Consider the following 14,326-nt stretch of genomic DNA (forward strand, 5'->3'; position numbering starts at 1 on the left):
CTAACGGATTTGCCGGGGGCCCGAAACTCATATCTGGCAAAGCCCGCGGCCAATCTGTAGCCTTTGCGCAGCCGCCCGCCGATCCCGGCCGGGCCGGGCGCATCCCACAGACGCGAAGGCATCCCATGACGCATCCCGCCCCGATCCGATTCACCGAAACCGACCTCGACCGGCTGGCCGCCCATCCGGGCCGCATCGCCGTGCTGGCCGACGGGCCGACCGGCATGACCCCCGCGGCGCGGCGGCTGGACCGGGCGACGAAGGGGGCGCTGGCGCGCGCCATGGGGTCCGAGGGCTGGGGCAAGCTGAAGCCGGGCGAGGCGCTGGAACTGGCCTTCCCGGCCGGGCTGGCCGCCGAGGCGCTGCAGGTCGTCCGGCTGCCCAAGCGCACCGATGCCGCCTCGGCCCGCAAGGCCGGCGCCGTCCTCGGCAAGGCGCTGTCGAAGGCCGACCTGCTGGTGATCGCGGAGAACCATCCCCGCGCGGCCGAGGTCTCCTTCGGGCTGGCGCTGCGGGCCTATGACTTCACCCCGCACAAGACCGGCGAGCAGGCGGCGAAGGGCGCGGTGGAGATGATGGTCTCCGCCCCCGAGGCGGTGGCTGCCGAGGCCGCGCCGATGGCCGCGGTGGCCGAGGGCGTATTCTTCACCCGCGATCTGGTGAACGAGCCGGCGAACATCCTGACCACCGACGATTTCGCCGCCCGGCTGGCGGCGATGCAGGAACTGGGGCTGGAGGTGGAGATCCTGGAGGAGCCCGAGCTGAAGAAGCTGGGCATGGGCGCGCTTCTGGGCGTCGGGCAGGGCTCGGAAAGCCCCTCCAAGGTGGTGGTGATGCAGTGGAACGGCGGGGCGAAGGGCGAGGCCCCCTTCGCGCTGGTCGGCAAGGGCGTGGTCTTCGACACCGGCGGGATTTCCATCAAGCCGGCGGCCGGGATGGAAGAGATGACCATGGACATGGGCGGCGCCGGCACCGTGGCCGGGGTGATGCGCACCCTGGCGCTGCGGAAGGCGAAGGCCAATGTGGTGGGCCTTGTGGGCCTCGTGGAGAACATGCCTGACGGCCGGGCGCAGCGCCCGGGCGACGTGGTGCGCTCGATGAAGGGCGACACCATCGAGGTGATCAACACCGATGCCGAGGGCCGTTTGGTGCTGGCCGACGTGCTCTGGTATGCGCAGGAGCGGTTCCAGCCGAAGGGCATGATCAACCTCGCCACTCTGACCGGGGCGATCATCGTCGCGCTCGGCCACGAGAACACCGGCGTCTTCTCCAACGACGACGACCTCTGCACCGCCTTCCTCCGCGCCGCCAGCGCGGAAGGCGAGGGCGCCTGGCGGATGCCGATGGGCGAGGCTTACGACGCCAAGCTGAAATCGCGCATCGCCGACATGATGAACGTCGGCGGCCGCGACGGCGGCGCGATCACCGCGGCGCAGTTCCTGGCCCGCTTCGTCAAGGAAGGGACGCCCTGGTGCCACCTCGACATCGCCGGCACGGCGCTGGTGAAGGCCGACACCACGCTGGCGCCGAAAGGGGCGACCGGCTGGGGGGTGATGGCGCTGAACCGGCTGATCCGCGACAGGTTCGAGGCGAAATAGCCCCGATGGGCGCGGTGATGTTCTACCACCTGACTCGGCACGGCATGGACGAGGTGATCGACATGCTGGTGCCGCGGGCGCTGGCGCAGGGCTGGCGGGTGATGATCCGCAGCCCCGACCGCGCCGCGCTGGAGCGGCAGGACCAGCGGCTCTGGCTTTCCCCCGAAGAGGGCTTCCTGCCGCACGGGCTGGAGGGCGGCGCGCATGACGCCGAGCAGCCGGTGCTCTTGGGGACGGGCGCGCCGGTGAACGGGGCGCAGGCGCTTTTGCTGATGGGGCCGCAGGCGGTGCAGCCGCAGGAGGCGCAGGCGCTGGAGCGGGTCTGGCTGGCCTTCGAGGGCCGCGACGAGAGGCAGGTGCAGGCGGCGCGGCTGCAATGGAAGGCCGTGACCGCGGCGGGTCTTGTCGCGCAATACTGGAACGACGACTCCGGCCGCTGGGAGAAGAAGGCCGAAAGCGCCGCGAAGGGCTGAACGGTTGCCATATGTGCGCCTTGGCAGGCGCAAGCCTTTCGTCTCGCCTCTGCGCCTTTCAGGCGCAACCGGCTCGGGTGCCTCCGGCGGGGATATTTCCATCCAGAAAGAGGCAAAGGCTCCTCCTCTTTCTGGACGCAAATATCCTCAGGGGGTTTGGGGGCAGAATGCCCCCGAGGCCGGGGCAGGGCGCTACCGCCCCAGGATCATCTTGTCGCCGGCGATCTCGATCCTGAACCTTCCGAGGTAGTCCATCCCCAGCAGCGAGATGTCCATCTCCCCTTCGTTCACCCAGGCCGAGACATTGCTGTCGGCGAAGGGGCCGAGGCCCACCGTGTCCAGCGTCACCCGCGCGGTGCGGACGCGGCCGTTGGCGGTATAGGCCTCGCCCAGGTAGAGCAGCGCCTCGGGGTCGAGGCCGATGGCTTTCGCATCCGCCTTGGTCAGCACCATGGTCGAGGCGCCGGTGTCGGCCATGAAGCGCAGGTCCACGCCGTTGACCGTCAGCGTGGCGTAGTAATGCCCGTCCGGCGCGCGGGGCAGTTCCACCCGGCCGGCCTCGGTCAGGATCTGGTCGGGGATCGCCTGCGGGCCGCGGATGTCGGTCCAGAGTCCGTAGGCCGCCATCACCCCCAGGAAGATCAGCCCCCAGGCCGCCGCCACCCGCAGTGCCTGGCCCATGCGGCCGCGGTATTCCACGATCATCCAGCCGCCGATCGCCGCCAGCAGCAGCGCCAGATAGCCGAGCCTTGCGAAACTGTCGCCGTCCATGCGGTCTCCCTCGTCCTTCCCGGATATGGGGCATCGCGGCGCGGAAGGGAAGGCTCAGCCGACGAGGCCGGTCTGCCGCACCCCGTCGATCACGAACTGCACCGACAGCGCCGCCAGCAGCATCCCCAAGAGCCGGGTGATCACCACCACCCCGGTGCGGCCCAGCATCCGCTCCAGCGGCGGCGAGGCGAGGAGGAAGGCGAAGGTCACCGCCATCATCGCCAGCAGCAGCCCGATCACCCAGGCCGCGCCCTGCCAGCCGGGGCCGGACTGGCCGACCAGCAGGATCATGGTGGCGATGGCGCCCGGCCCGGCGATCAGCGGCGTGGCGAGGGGGAAGACCGAGGGGTCGTGGTCGGGGTCCGGCTGCTGGCCTTCCCTCCGCTGGGTCCGCCGCTCGAACAGCATGTCGAGCGCGGTGAGGAACAGCAGGATGCCGCCGGCGATGCGGAAGGCGGGCATCGAGATGCCGATAAAGCCGAGGATCGACTCGCCGAAGAGGCCGAAGGCGGTCAGCAGCACCGCGGCGATCAGGCAGGCGCGGCGGGCCATGGCGCGGCGGCGTTCGGACGACATGCCGCGGGTGAGGGCGATGAACATCGGCACCAGCCCGGGCGGGTCGATCACCACGAAGAGGGTGGCGAAGGCGGTGATCAGGAAGGCGGTCTCGGGCATCGGGCCTCCGGGTTGGCAGGCAGGCTAGCCCGCGGGGCGGGGGCTTGGGAAGGGCCGTCAGCCGCCCGCCGCCTCCAGCCGTTCCTGCGCCTCCAGCCACAGCGCCTCGGCGCGGTGCTCGGCGGCTTCCAGTTCGGCGAACTTGGCGGTGAACTGGTCGAGGTCGGCCTTGCGGTCGGCGTCGTAGAGCGCCGGGTCGGCCATGCGGTCGGATAGCTTCGCCCGCATCTCCGACAGCTTCGCCAGCCGCTCCTCGGCCTTGCGGACCTCCGTCCGCAGGGCGGCAAGGTCGGTGACGGGTTTCTTCGGCTTCTCGGCGGGTTTCGTGACGGTCTTCGCCTCGTCGCCTTGCAGGAGAAGGCTGCGATAGGCCTCCAGGTCCTGCTCGAACGGCGCAACGGTGCCGCCCTTCACCAGCCAGAGCCGGTCGGCGACCAGGCTCAGCAGGTGCATGTCGTGGCTGACCAGGATCACCGCGCCGGTGTATTCGGTCAGCGCCTCGACCAGCGCCTCGCGGCTTTCGATGTCGAGGTGGTTGGTCGGTTCGTCGAGGATCAGCAGGTGCGGCGCGTCGATGGTGGCAAGGAGCAGCGACAGCCGCGCCTTCTGCCCGCCGGAGAGCCGGCCGACCGCGGTTTCCGCCTGTTCCGCCATCAGCCCGAAGCCCGCCAGCCGGGCGCGCAGCCGCGCGGGAGGCTCTCCGGGGCGCAGGCGGGCGACATGGGCCAGCGGCGTGTCCTCCACCTCCAGCTCATCGACCTGATGCTGGGCGAAATAGCCGATCCGCAGCTTGGACGACCGATGCAGGCGGCCCTCGGAGGGATGAAGTTTGCCCGCCAGCAGCTTGGACAGCGTGGATTTCCCCTCGCCGTTGCGGCCGAGAAGGGCGATGCGGTCGTCCTGGTCGATCCGCAAGCTCAGCCGCCGCAGCACCGGCGGGCCGCCGTAGCCGACGGCGCAGCCCTCCAGCGTCAGGATCGGCGGCGACAGCTCTTCCGGCTCGGGGAAGGTGAACTTCGCCAGCGCCGCCTCCTGCGGGGTGGAGGTCAGCTTCAGCCGCTCGATCATCTTCAGCCGCGACTGCGCCTGCTTGGCCTTCGAGGCCTTGTAGCGGAAGCGGTCGACGAAGCTTTGCAGATGGGCGCGGCGGGCCTCGGCCTTGCGGTTCTCGGCCTCGGCCACGGCAAGGCGGGCGGCGCGGGTTTCGGCGAAGGTGTCGTAGGGGCCGGAGTAATAGGTCAGCTTGCGGTCTTCCAGATGCAGGATGCCGGTCACGGCGCGGTTCAGGAGGCCGCGGTCGTGGCTGATGATGATGACGGTATGGGGGTATTTCGCCAGATAGCTTTCCAGCCAGAGCGCGCCTTCGAGGTCCAGGTAGTTGGTCGGCTCGTCCAAGAGCAGCACGTCCGGCTGCGCGAACAGCACCCCGGCCAAAGCCACCCGCATCCGCCAGCCGCCGGAGAAAGCGGAGCAAGGCAGCAGCTGCTGGTCGGGCTCGAACCCCAGGCCGCGCAGGATCGAGGAGGCCCGCGCCTCGCCCGACCAGGCGTCGATGTCGATGAGCCGGGCCTGGATCTCGCCGATGCGGGCGGCATCGGTGGCGGTCTCGGATTCGGCCAGCAGCGCGGCGCGTTCGGTGTCGGCGGCCAGCACGGTGTCGATCAGCGACACCTCCGAGGACGGCACTTCCTGCGCCACCCCGCCGATGCGGGCGCGCTGCGGCAGGCTGATGGCGCCGCCCTCCAGCGTCAGCTCGCCCCGGATCAGCCGGAACAGCGTGGTCTTGCCGGTGCCGTTGCGGCCGACCAGGCCGACCTTGTGGCCCTCGGGGATGGTGGCGGAGGCGCCCTCGAACAGGGGGCGGCCCTCGACCGAATAGGTGATGTCGGCGATCTTCAGCATGGCGCGGAACGCTTGGCCTGTCCTTGCGGCAAGGTCAACCTCTCGCGGCGCGTCGCAGGAAGTCCTTGCGGCATCGGGCGACGGGCGGCTAGCCTTTGCGTGCTGTCCCGCAACCGGCCGGAAGCCAGACGACCGCAGGAACAATCAACGACAGGACACCCACATGCAGATGACATTCCTCCAGCCCTGGGCGCCGCAGATTCGCAGCGTCCTGCGCATCCTGGCTGCCGCGACCTTCCTGACCCATGGCTCGATGAAGCTGTTCGGCTGGCCCGTGCCGATGGAGTTTCCGCTGAACACCCTGATGACTGTCGCCGGGGTGCTGGAAGTGGCGGGCGGGCTTCTGCTCGTGATCGGGCTGTTCTCGCGGCCGGTGGCCTTCGTGCTGTCGGGCATGATGGCCGTCGCCTATTTCATGGCCCATGCCCCGGGCGGGTTCTTCCCGGTGCTGAACGGCGGCGAGCCGGCGATGCTGTTCTGCTTCGTCTTCCTCTACATCGCCGCGGCGGGGCCGGGGCCGTGGAGCCTGGATGCCGTGATGGCGCGGAAGACCTGAGCGCGACACGGAAGGGGGCTGCCGTCGGGCGGCCCCCTGGTGCCATCTTTTCTTTGCCCGGCGCCCGTGCTAGCAGCCCGGCCACGCGAAAAGGGCCGCATCCGGCCCCTGAAATGGAGAGCCATATGGCCATTGAACGCACCCTCTCGATCGTCAAGCCCGACGCCACCAAGCGCAACCTGACCGGCAAGATCGTCGCCAAGTTCGAGGAGGCCGGCCTGCGCGTCGTCGCCTCCAAGCGCATCCACCTGACCCCGGCCCAGGCCGGCCAGTTCTACGCCGAGCACAAGGAACGCCCCTTCTACGGCGAGCTGTGCAGCTTCATGGCCTCCGAGCCGGTGGTGGTGCAGGTGCTGGAAGGCGAGGGCGCCATCGCCAAGAACCGCGAAGTGATGGGCGCGACCGATCCGGCCGCCGCCGCCCCGGGCACCATCCGCAAGGAATTCGCGCTGTCGAAGGGCGAGAACTCGGTCCACGGCTCGGACAGCGAGGCCTCGGCCGCGCGCGAGATCGCCTTCTTCTTCTCGGGCCTCGAACTGGTGGGCTGAGCGCAAATTCCTTGGAAGGAATTTGCAAGCTCCTTCCAAGGAGCTTGACAATTTTCCTGCAGGAAAATTGCGCCTAGCCTTGGCGTTCCACCACGCCGAAGAACGAAAGGGCCGCCTCCAGATCGGAGCGGCCCTTTTCCTTTGTGCCCCGGACCGAGGCCTTGATCGCGTCGAACTTCGCCCGCAGCGCCTTCTTCTCCTCGCCCTGGCAATCGTTCCAGGGCCGGCCCTGCAGGCCCATCACCAGCACGTAATAGCCGATGAAATGCGGCGGACTGCCGGAGAGGAGAAGCCGCCGGTAGCCCTCGTCCGCCCCGAGCGCCCGCAACTCTTGCGCCGAATGGATGCCGGCCCGGGCGAAGGCCGCCTCGGAGGCCGGGCCGAGATTGGGGATCGAGGAGACGGGATCGGGCATCGGGGCGGCCTGCGAACGGAAACGGGGCCAGCCTACAGGCCGGCCCCGGGTTCCGGCAAGCCGCCGGGATCAGATCGACGCCCAGTCCTTGAAGACGGGCTTGCCCTGCGGCTTGGGCGCGCTGCCCTGCTGCTGGGGTTGCTGGGCCGGCGTGGTGCTGCCGCCTTGCTGCTGCGATGACGTGGCCATTGTGACTGCTCTGCCTCGGCTCTGGTTTCACATGGCCTTGATGTGCCTTTTACAAATGGCGGCAGCAAGTCCGGGACATGGCCCCATTGCGACAATCGCGATCACATGTGCGACATCGGCAACAAGTTTTTCCCTGCAGGCGCAAAGGGTTTCCTGGCAGGCATAACCGGCCGGTCAGCCGACCACGCTGGCCGGAAAACCGATGGCCTCCAGCGCCTTGACCAGCGCCTCGGGCGGGGCGCCCTCGGCGGTGACGCGGCGGGCGGGCAGGTCGACCTCGACCTTTGAGGCGAGGGGGGAAAGCGCGGCCTCGACGCTGGCCTTGCAATGGCCGCAGGACATGTCGGGAACGGAAAGCACGGTCATCGGGAATCTCCTTCTGCCGGCGATATGGGGCTTCCAGCAGGGGGAAGGTCAAGGGCCGTCGTCGGGTCGATTTTCTGCGGGCGGAGGGGTTGACCTTCCAGTCGCTGGAAACCTTATATCCGGCAGGCGAAGGAGAACACGCCGATGGATACCACCGCTCTGCCCCCCGGAACCGACCCTGAAACCGCCCGCTTCCGGCTGGAGGGGATGACCTGCGCCTCCTGCGTGGCCCGGGTCGAACGCGCGCTGAAGGCGGTGCCGGGGGTGGAGGCGGCCGCGGCCAATTTCGGCACCGGCGAGGCCACGGCCCGCTTCCATGCCCCCGCCACCCGCGAGACGATGGCCGAGGCGCTGGCGAAGGCCGGCTATCCGGCGGTGCCGGAGGTGGTCACGCTCTCGGTCGAGGGCATGACCTGCGCCGCCTGCACCGGACGGGTGGAGCGGGTGCTGAAGGCGCAACCGGGGGTGGCCTCGGCCGTGGCGAACCTGGCGACGCGGCGGGCGCAGGTGACCCTGTGGGAGCGCGCCGACCCGGCGGCGCTGGCCGCGGCGGTGACCCGTGCGGGCTATGCCGCCGCGCCGCTGGAAGAGGCCGCCCCCGCCGATCCGGCGGCCGAGGAACACCGGCTCTGGCGGGATTTCATCATCGCCGGCCTGCTGACCCTGCCGGTCTTCGTGGCCGAGATGGGCGGGCACCTGTTCCCGGCCTTCCACCACTGGCTGCACGGCGCGGTCGGGCAGCGGCCGCTGTGGATCATGGAATTCCTGCTGACCACCGCCGTGCTGGCCGGCCCGGGGCGGAGGTTCTTCCTCAAGGGTATCCCCTCTCTGCTGCGCGGCGGGCCCGACATGAATGCGCTGGTCGCGGTGGGGACCCTCGCGGCCTGGGGCTTCTCCACCCTTGTCCTGTTCGCGCCGGGGCTGATCCCGGCGGAAAGCCGCTCGGTCTGGTTCGAGGCGGCGGCGGTGATCGTGACGCTGATCCTGCTGGGCCGGGCGCTGGAGGCGCGGGCGCGGGGCAGGGCGGGCGCGGCCATCGCCCGGCTGGTCGGCCTGCAACCGCGGGTGGCGCGGCTGGAGGACGGGCAGGAGGTGCCGGTGGCGAGCCTCTTGCCGGGGATGCGGATCGTGCTGCGACCGGGCGAGCGGGTGCCGGTGGACGGGCTGGTGGCCGACGGCGCCTCGGCGGTCGACGAATCCATGCTGACCGGCGAGCCCTTGCCGGTGGAGAAGCGCAGCGGCGATGCGGTGACGGCAGGCACGGTGAACGGCACCGGCGCGCTGGTGGTCGAGGTGAAGGCGGTCGGCGCCGCCACCACCTTGGCCCGGATCGTCGCCATGGTCGAGGAGGCGCAGGGGTCGAAGCTGCCGGTGCAGGCGCTGGTGGACCGGGTGACTTTGTGGTTCGTGCCGGCGGTGATGGCGGTGGCGGCGGCGACCGCGGTGATCTGGCTGTTGGCGACCGGCGATGTCGCCCGGGCGCTGGTCTCCGGCGTCGCGGTGCTGATCATCGCCTGCCCCTGCGCCATGGGGCTGGCGGTGCCGGTCTCGATCCTGGTCGGCACCGGGCGGGCGGCGGAACTGGGGGTCCTCTTCCGCCGCGGCGATGCGCTGCAGGCGCTGGCCGGCATGACGGTGGTAGGCTTCGACAAGACCGGCACCCTGACCGAGGGCAAGCCGCAGGTGGCGGCGGTCCACGGGCCTGACTGGGTGCTGCCGATGGCCGCGGCGGTGGAGCGGGGCAGCGAACACCCGCTGGCCGCCGCCGTGCTGGCCGCGGCGACGGATGTGCCCGAGGCGACCGGCTTCAAGGCCCGCCCCGGCTATGGCGCCGAGGCGATGGTGCAGGGCGCAAGGATCGAGGTGGGCGCGGCGCGGATGTTCTCCGCGATCCCTCCCGACCTCGAGGCCAAGGCGGCCGAGGCCGCGGCCCAGGGGCAGAGCCTGCTCTACGTCGCCCGCGACGGCGCGGTGGAGGGCCTGATCGTCGCCGCCGATCAGCCGAAACCCGGCGCGGCCGAGGCGGTGGCGGGACTGGCGGCCCTCGGCGTCGAGGTGGCGATGATCTCCGGCGACACGCCGGCGGCGGCGCAGGCGGTGGCCTCGGGCCTCGGCATCCCGCGCGTCCATGCCGGCATCCTGCCCGAGGGCAAGCAGCAGATCGTCCGCGACATGCGCGGCGCCTTCGTCGGCGACGGCATCAACGACGCGCCGGCGCTGGCGGCGGCCGAGGTCGGCATCGCCATGGGCACCGGGACGGATGTGGCCATCGAGGCCGGCGAGGTGGTGCTGATGCGCGGCGACCCGCGCGCCGTGGTCTCGGCGGTCAGGGTCAGCCGGGCGGTGATGCGCAACATCCGCCAGAACCTGGTCTGGGCCTTCGGCTACAACGTCGCGCTGGTGCCGGTGGCGGCGGGGCTGCTGGTGCCCTTCGGCGGGCCGCAGGTCTCGCCCATGCTGGGGGCGGGCGCGATGGCGCTGTCCTCGGTCTTCGTCTTGTTGAACGCGCTGCGGCTGAAAGGAGTGAAGGGATGAACATCTCCGAAGTCGGAACCCGGGCCGGCCTGCCCGCCAAGACCATCCGCTATTACGAGGACATCGGCCTGATCCGCCCCGAGCGGGGCCCGAACGGCTACCGGAGGTTCCGCGAGGCCGACCTGCACAAGCTGGCCTTCATCGGCCGGGCGCGGGGTCTGGGGTTCTCGATCGAGGATTGCCGGGCGCTTCTGGCGCTCTACGAGGACAAGGGCCGCGCCAGCGCCGATGTGAAGGACCTGGCCGAGCGCCACCTGGCGCGGATCGAGGCCAAGGTGGCGGAACTGCGGGCGATGCAGGCGGTGCTGACCGACCTGGTGCACGCCTGCGCCGGCGACGCGCGGCCGGATTGCCCGATCCTGTCGGGGCTGGCGGAGAAGGAGTGAGGGTTGGAACGCCTGCCAGCGGGTGCTAGGATTACAGGTGATTACAAGGGAACACTCCATGCCGCAGCGAGCGCCCTCCGAGCCGATCACCATCAGGACCAGCAAGGTGGCCGAGATCGACGCCTTGGCCAGCGCGATGGACCGTTCGCGCAACTACGTCGTCAACCAGGCCATCGAGCAGTATCTGGAAGTCAACGCCTGGCAGATGGAGCGGATCGCCGCCGGCGTTGACGCCGCCCGTGACGGCAAGGTTCTGCCCGCCGAGGAGGTCTTCGCGGGAATCGCCGCAAAACACGGCTGGACCCGTTGAAACTGGTCATCGCCGAGCCTGCGGCGCGGGACCTCGCGGCGATCGTGGATTATGTGGCGCTGGACGATCCGGTTGCCGCCGAAAGGGTGTTCCGCGGCATCGTGCAAGCGGCGGAAAGGTTGACCGACTTCCCGGCCCTCGGCCATCCCGGGCGCCATCCTGAAACCCGGGAATTGAACCTGGCGGGTCTGCCCTATCTGATCGTCTATCAGGTCGGCGCCGGTGCGGTGACGATCCTGGCGGTGTTCCACACCTCGCGCGATCTGGTGCGGGCGTTGCGGGACAGGATGCAGAAGGGGTCCTGAGGCGCTCGTCGGCGGCTTCGCCTTCTCCTCGCAGGGCGCGCCGCACGAGGAGAAGGCGAAGCCGCCGACGAGGGCTTACGCCACCTTCAGGATGAACTGCAGGTCGCAGTTCTCCTCGACCAGGTCGGTGACCGACACTTCGTCCAGCCTGGCGTAGAAGGCCGCCAGCGCGTCCGACAGCAGGCATTTCAGCCGGCAGGCGGCGAAGAGCGGGCATTGGTTGGCGTCGCCGGCGAAGCATTCGGCGAAGGGCAGCGGCGCCTCGAAGGCGCGGAAGACCTCGCCCACGGTGATGCCCTCGGGCGCGCGGCCCAGCATCAGCCCGCCCGCACGCCCGCGTATGGTGCGCAGGAACTTCTTCTGCGCCAGGAGGTGGATCACCTGCGCCAGATGGTTCTCCGAGGCGTTGCAGGTCGCGGCCACCTCCTGCCGGCGGACGATCCGGCCGGGGTTCACCGCGCAGAACATCAGCGTGCGCATCGCCAGATTGGTGCGTGTGGTCAGCCGCATCGGGGGGCCTCCGCCCTTGGGTTCTTGAATAAGGATGCGGCGGGGCGGCGGCGGGGGACTTGATCCAGATCAGATCGGCACGGTTTTGCGGTGTTTCGGATGCGTCATTTCGTCCGCCCCGGGCGTGTGGCGGCAGGGGCGGGGCGCCGGACGGAGCATATCCCGCCGATGGCGGGGAAGTCCTTTGCCGTCAAGGGCTTGGCCCCGCGCAGCCTGCCAAAGCGGTTTGAGAGCCGAAGGCCATTGGTTTTGCAACGAAATATTTTGATGGACTCGGGCCATGTTTGCGGTAACAGGAAAGCGGTTCGGGTCGGCCCCGGAGCGGCCCGCTTGACCGTGGCGGGGCCGGGCCTAGGCTGGCCGGACGACAAGCAGCGAAAGCGGACCCCAGCGTGACCGACCTGAGCCTGACGCCAAACCTCCTGAAAGCCGACATCCAGCGCCACCTGACCTATACCCTGGGCAAGGACGCCGCCAATGCCAGCGCCTACGACTGGCGGATGGCGCTGTCCTACGCCATACGCGACCGTATCGTCGGGCCCTGGTTCGCCTCCACCCGCCGGACCTGGGCCGAGGACAGGAAGCGCGTCTACTACCTGTCGATGGAATTCCTGATCGGCCGCATCCTGGAGGATGCCACCGCCAACCTGGGCCTGACCGAGGCGGTGGAAGAGGCGATGGCGGCGGTGGGGCAGGACTTCCGCAGCCTGGCCGCCGAGGAGCCCGATGCCGCGCTCGGCAACGGCGGGCTGGGGCGGCTGGCGGCCTGCTTCATGGAAAGCATGGCGACGGTGGGCTGCCCGGCCTATGGCTACGGCATCCGCTACGAACACGGATTGTTCCGCCAGCGGTTCGAGGGCGGGCGGCAGGTCGAGGCGCCGGAGGACTGGCTGAGCCAGACCAACCCCTGGGAATTCCCCCGCCCGGAAAGCGCCTATACCATCGGCTTCAAGGGCCATGTCGAGACCCGCGACGGGCAAGAGATCTGGGTGCCGGGCGAGACGGTGAAGGCCGAGGCGCATGACACGCCGGTGGTGGGCTGGCAGGGCAGATGGGCCAACACGCTGCGGCTGTGGGCGGCGAAGCCGACGACGCTGTTCGACCTGGAGCGCTTCAACCGCGGCGATTACGCGGCGGCGGCGGAGCCGGAGGCGCTGGCGCGGACGCTCTCGCGCGTGCTCTACCCCGACGACACCACCTATCAGGGCAAGGAGCTGCGGCTGAAGCAGGAGTTCTTCCTGACCTCGGCCGCGTTGCAGGACATCCTCCGCCGCTATCTGGACGCGCATTCCGACCTGAAGGCGCTGCCGAAGCATGTCGCCATCCAGATGAACGACACCCATCCGGCGATTGCGGGGCCGGAGCTGGTGCGGCTGCTCTCCGACGACCACGGCATGGCCTTCGAGGAGGCGCTGGAGACGGCGCGGGCCTGTCTCGGCTACACCAACCACACGCTTCTGCCCGAGGCGCTGGAGAAATGGGCGACCTTCACCTTCGGCAACGTGCTGCCGCGGCACATGCAGATCGTCGAGCGGATCGACAGCTGGCACCGGCGCGCTTACCCGAACCGGCCGCATTACGTCGGCATCGTCAAGCACCACGAGGTGCGGATGGGGGAACTGGCCTTCGTCATGGCGCACAAGGTCAACGGCGTCTCGGCGCTGCATTCCGACCTGGTGAAGCAGAGCCTGTTCCCCGAGTTGAACCGGCTGCACCCGGGGCGGGTGATCAACGAGACCAACGGGGTGACGCCGCGGCGCTGGCTGAAGACCTGCAACCGGCCGCTGGCGGCGCTGATCACCGACACCATCGGCGAGGGCTGGGAGGCCGATCTGGAGCGGCTGCGGGGGCTGGAAGCGCATGTCGACGACGCCGGCTTCCGCGCCGCCTTCGATGCGGCGAAGCGGGCGAACAAGGCCCGGGTGTCCGACTGGATCGGGCGGGAGTTCGGGGTGAAGGTCAGCCCCGATGCGCTGTTCGACGTGCAGGTGAAGCGGTTCCACGAATACAAGCGGCAGCTGCTGAACATCCTGGAATGCGTGGCCTACTGGCACGCGCTGCGCAACGGCGCGGTGAAGAACCCGGTGCCAAGGGTGCGCATCTTCGGCGGCAAGGCGGCGCCGGGCTATGCGGTGGCGAAGGAAATCATCCGCCTGATCAACGATGTGGCGGCGGTTGTTAATGCTGATCCTCAAGTCGGCGACTTGCTGAAGATCGTCTATCCGCCGAATTACAACGTCTCGATGGCCGAGCGGGTGATCCCGGCCGCCGACCTGTCGGAGCAGATTTCGACTGCGGGCAAGGAAGCCTCGGGCACCGGCAACATGAAATTCATGATGAACGGCGCGCCGACCATCGGCACGCTGGACGGGGCCAACGTGGAAATCCTGGCCGAGGTGGGCGAGGAGAACTTCTTCCTGTTCGGCCTGACCGCCGGGCAGGTGGCCGAGCGGCGGGCTGATCCCGAACACGCCCGCAAAGCGATCGAGGCTAGTGCGCCCTTGCAGGACGTGCTGCAGATGGTGGCCGAGGGCCGGTTCTCGCCGGAGGAGCCGGAGCGCTACCATGGCCTCGTCCATGCGGTCTGGCATTCGGACTATTTTCTCGTCGCCTCGGATTTCGACGCCTATCACGCCGCGCAGGGCCGGGTGGCGGAAGCCTTTGCCGACCGCGGGCGTTGGCTGCGCATGGCGGCGATGAACACGGCGCGGTCGGGGTTCTTCTCCTCGGACCGCACGATCCTGAGCTACATGAAGGACGTCTGGGACGTGACCCCCGCCCTGTGAA

General features: G+C 69.5%; 15 protein-coding genes. 9 read left to right on the top strand and 6 right to left on the bottom strand.

The window, feature by feature from the left end; translation table 11 throughout:
• The first annotated feature begins 125 nt into the window (after positions 1 to 125).
• On the top strand, positions 126 to 1,598 hold the full coding sequence (locus tag G5B31_RS15220; RefSeq protein ID WP_165019048.1) for a leucyl aminopeptidase: 1,473 nt from the start codon (positions 126 to 128) through the stop codon (positions 1,596 to 1,598).
• A gap of 17 nt (positions 1,599 to 1,615) precedes the next feature.
• Complete coding sequence (locus G5B31_RS15225) at positions 1,616 to 2,071, top strand: DNA polymerase III subunit chi (protein ID WP_240904439.1); 456 nt, start codon at positions 1,616 to 1,618, stop codon at positions 2,069 to 2,071.
• Between the two features lie 192 nt (positions 2,072 to 2,263).
• Here G5B31_RS15225 and G5B31_RS15230 read toward each other — a convergent pair whose 3' ends face one another.
• Genes G5B31_RS15230 through G5B31_RS15240 form a run of 3 tightly spaced genes read right to left on the bottom strand, consistent with a single transcriptional unit; the run spans position 2,264 to position 5,419 of the window.
• Positions 2,264 to 2,842, bottom strand: coding sequence for a TIGR02281 family clan AA aspartic protease (locus tag G5B31_RS15230; protein WP_165019050.1), 579 nt, complete (start codon positions 2,840 to 2,842; stop codon positions 2,264 to 2,266).
• A 54-nt stretch (positions 2,843 to 2,896) separates the two neighbouring features.
• Positions 2,897 to 3,517: a MarC family protein gene (locus G5B31_RS15235; protein WP_165019051.1), complete on the bottom strand. Its 621-nt coding sequence runs from the start codon at positions 3,515 to 3,517 to the stop codon at positions 2,897 to 2,899.
• Positions 3,518 to 3,574: 57 nt separating this feature from the next.
• Positions 3,575 to 5,419, bottom strand: coding sequence for an ABC-F family ATP-binding cassette domain-containing protein (locus G5B31_RS15240; protein WP_165019052.1), 1,845 nt, complete (start codon positions 5,417 to 5,419; stop codon positions 3,575 to 3,577).
• A 163-nt stretch (positions 5,420 to 5,582) separates the two neighbouring features.
• Here G5B31_RS15240 and G5B31_RS15245 point away from each other — a divergent pair, with 163 nt between their 5' ends.
• Together G5B31_RS15245 and ndk are read left to right on the top strand one after the other, a co-directional pair.
• A complete protein-coding gene (locus G5B31_RS15245; protein WP_165019053.1) occupies positions 5,583 to 5,975 on the top strand; it encodes a DoxX family protein in 393 nt (130 codons plus the stop codon).
• Positions 5,976 to 6,100: 125 nt separating this feature from the next.
• On the top strand, positions 6,101 to 6,523 hold the full coding sequence (ndk, locus tag G5B31_RS15250; protein WP_165019054.1) for a nucleoside-diphosphate kinase: 423 nt from the start codon (positions 6,101 to 6,103) through the stop codon (positions 6,521 to 6,523).
• Between the two features lie 73 nt (positions 6,524 to 6,596).
• Here the strand turns inward: ndk and G5B31_RS15255 are convergent, their stop codons facing one another.
• Both G5B31_RS15255 and G5B31_RS15260 read right to left on the bottom strand, forming a co-directional pair.
• Positions 6,597 to 6,938, bottom strand: coding sequence for a TfoX/Sxy family protein (locus G5B31_RS15255; protein ID WP_165019055.1), 342 nt, complete (start codon positions 6,936 to 6,938; stop codon positions 6,597 to 6,599).
• A gap of 363 nt (positions 6,939 to 7,301) precedes the next feature.
• The gene (locus G5B31_RS15260) at positions 7,302 to 7,493 is read right to left on the bottom strand and encodes a heavy-metal-associated domain-containing protein (RefSeq protein WP_165019056.1); all 192 of its coding nucleotides are present in this window, start codon (positions 7,491 to 7,493) and stop codon (positions 7,302 to 7,304) included.
• Positions 7,494 to 7,637: 144 nt separating this feature from the next.
• On the opposite strand from G5B31_RS15260, the gene G5B31_RS15265 reads away from it, so the two are divergent.
• The 4 genes from G5B31_RS15265 to G5B31_RS15280 are packed head-to-tail and all read left to right on the top strand — an operon-like array spanning position 7,638 to position 11,029.
• Positions 7,638 to 10,028, top strand: coding sequence for a heavy metal translocating P-type ATPase (locus G5B31_RS15265; protein ID WP_165019057.1), 2,391 nt, complete (start codon positions 7,638 to 7,640; stop codon positions 10,026 to 10,028).
• Positions 10,025 to 10,414: a Cu(I)-responsive transcriptional regulator gene (locus G5B31_RS15270; RefSeq protein ID WP_165019058.1), complete on the top strand. Its 390-nt coding sequence runs from the start codon at positions 10,025 to 10,027 to the stop codon at positions 10,412 to 10,414. The genes G5B31_RS15265 and G5B31_RS15270 overlap by 4 nt, the downstream gene beginning before the upstream one ends.
• Before the next feature lie 58 nt (positions 10,415 to 10,472).
• A complete protein-coding gene (locus tag G5B31_RS15275; RefSeq protein WP_165019059.1) occupies positions 10,473 to 10,724 on the top strand; it encodes a CopG family ribbon-helix-helix protein in 252 nt (83 codons plus the stop codon).
• Positions 10,721 to 11,029 carry a type II toxin-antitoxin system RelE/ParE family toxin gene (locus tag G5B31_RS15280; protein ID WP_165019060.1) on the top strand — a complete coding sequence of 103 codons (309 nt, stop codon included), beginning with the start codon at positions 10,721 to 10,723 and terminating at the stop codon, positions 11,027 to 11,029. The genes G5B31_RS15275 and G5B31_RS15280 overlap by 4 nt, the downstream gene beginning before the upstream one ends.
• A gap of 75 nt (positions 11,030 to 11,104) precedes the next feature.
• On the opposite strand, the gene G5B31_RS15285 is transcribed toward G5B31_RS15280, so the two are convergent.
• Complete coding sequence (locus G5B31_RS15285) at positions 11,105 to 11,539, bottom strand: Rrf2 family transcriptional regulator (protein ID WP_165019061.1); 435 nt, start codon at positions 11,537 to 11,539, stop codon at positions 11,105 to 11,107.
• Positions 11,540 to 11,931: 392 nt separating this feature from the next.
• Here G5B31_RS15285 and G5B31_RS15290 point away from each other — a divergent pair, with 392 nt between their 5' ends.
• A complete protein-coding gene (locus tag G5B31_RS15290) occupies positions 11,932 to 14,325 on the top strand; it encodes a glycogen/starch/alpha-glucan phosphorylase (RefSeq protein WP_165019062.1) in 2,394 nt (797 codons plus the stop codon).
• The last annotated feature ends 1 nt before the right edge of the window (position 14,326 follow it).

Source organism: Rhodobacter sp. SGA-6-6 (assembly GCF_011043545.1).
Taxonomy (GTDB): domain Bacteria; phylum Pseudomonadota; class Alphaproteobacteria; order Rhodobacterales; family Rhodobacteraceae; genus Pseudogemmobacter.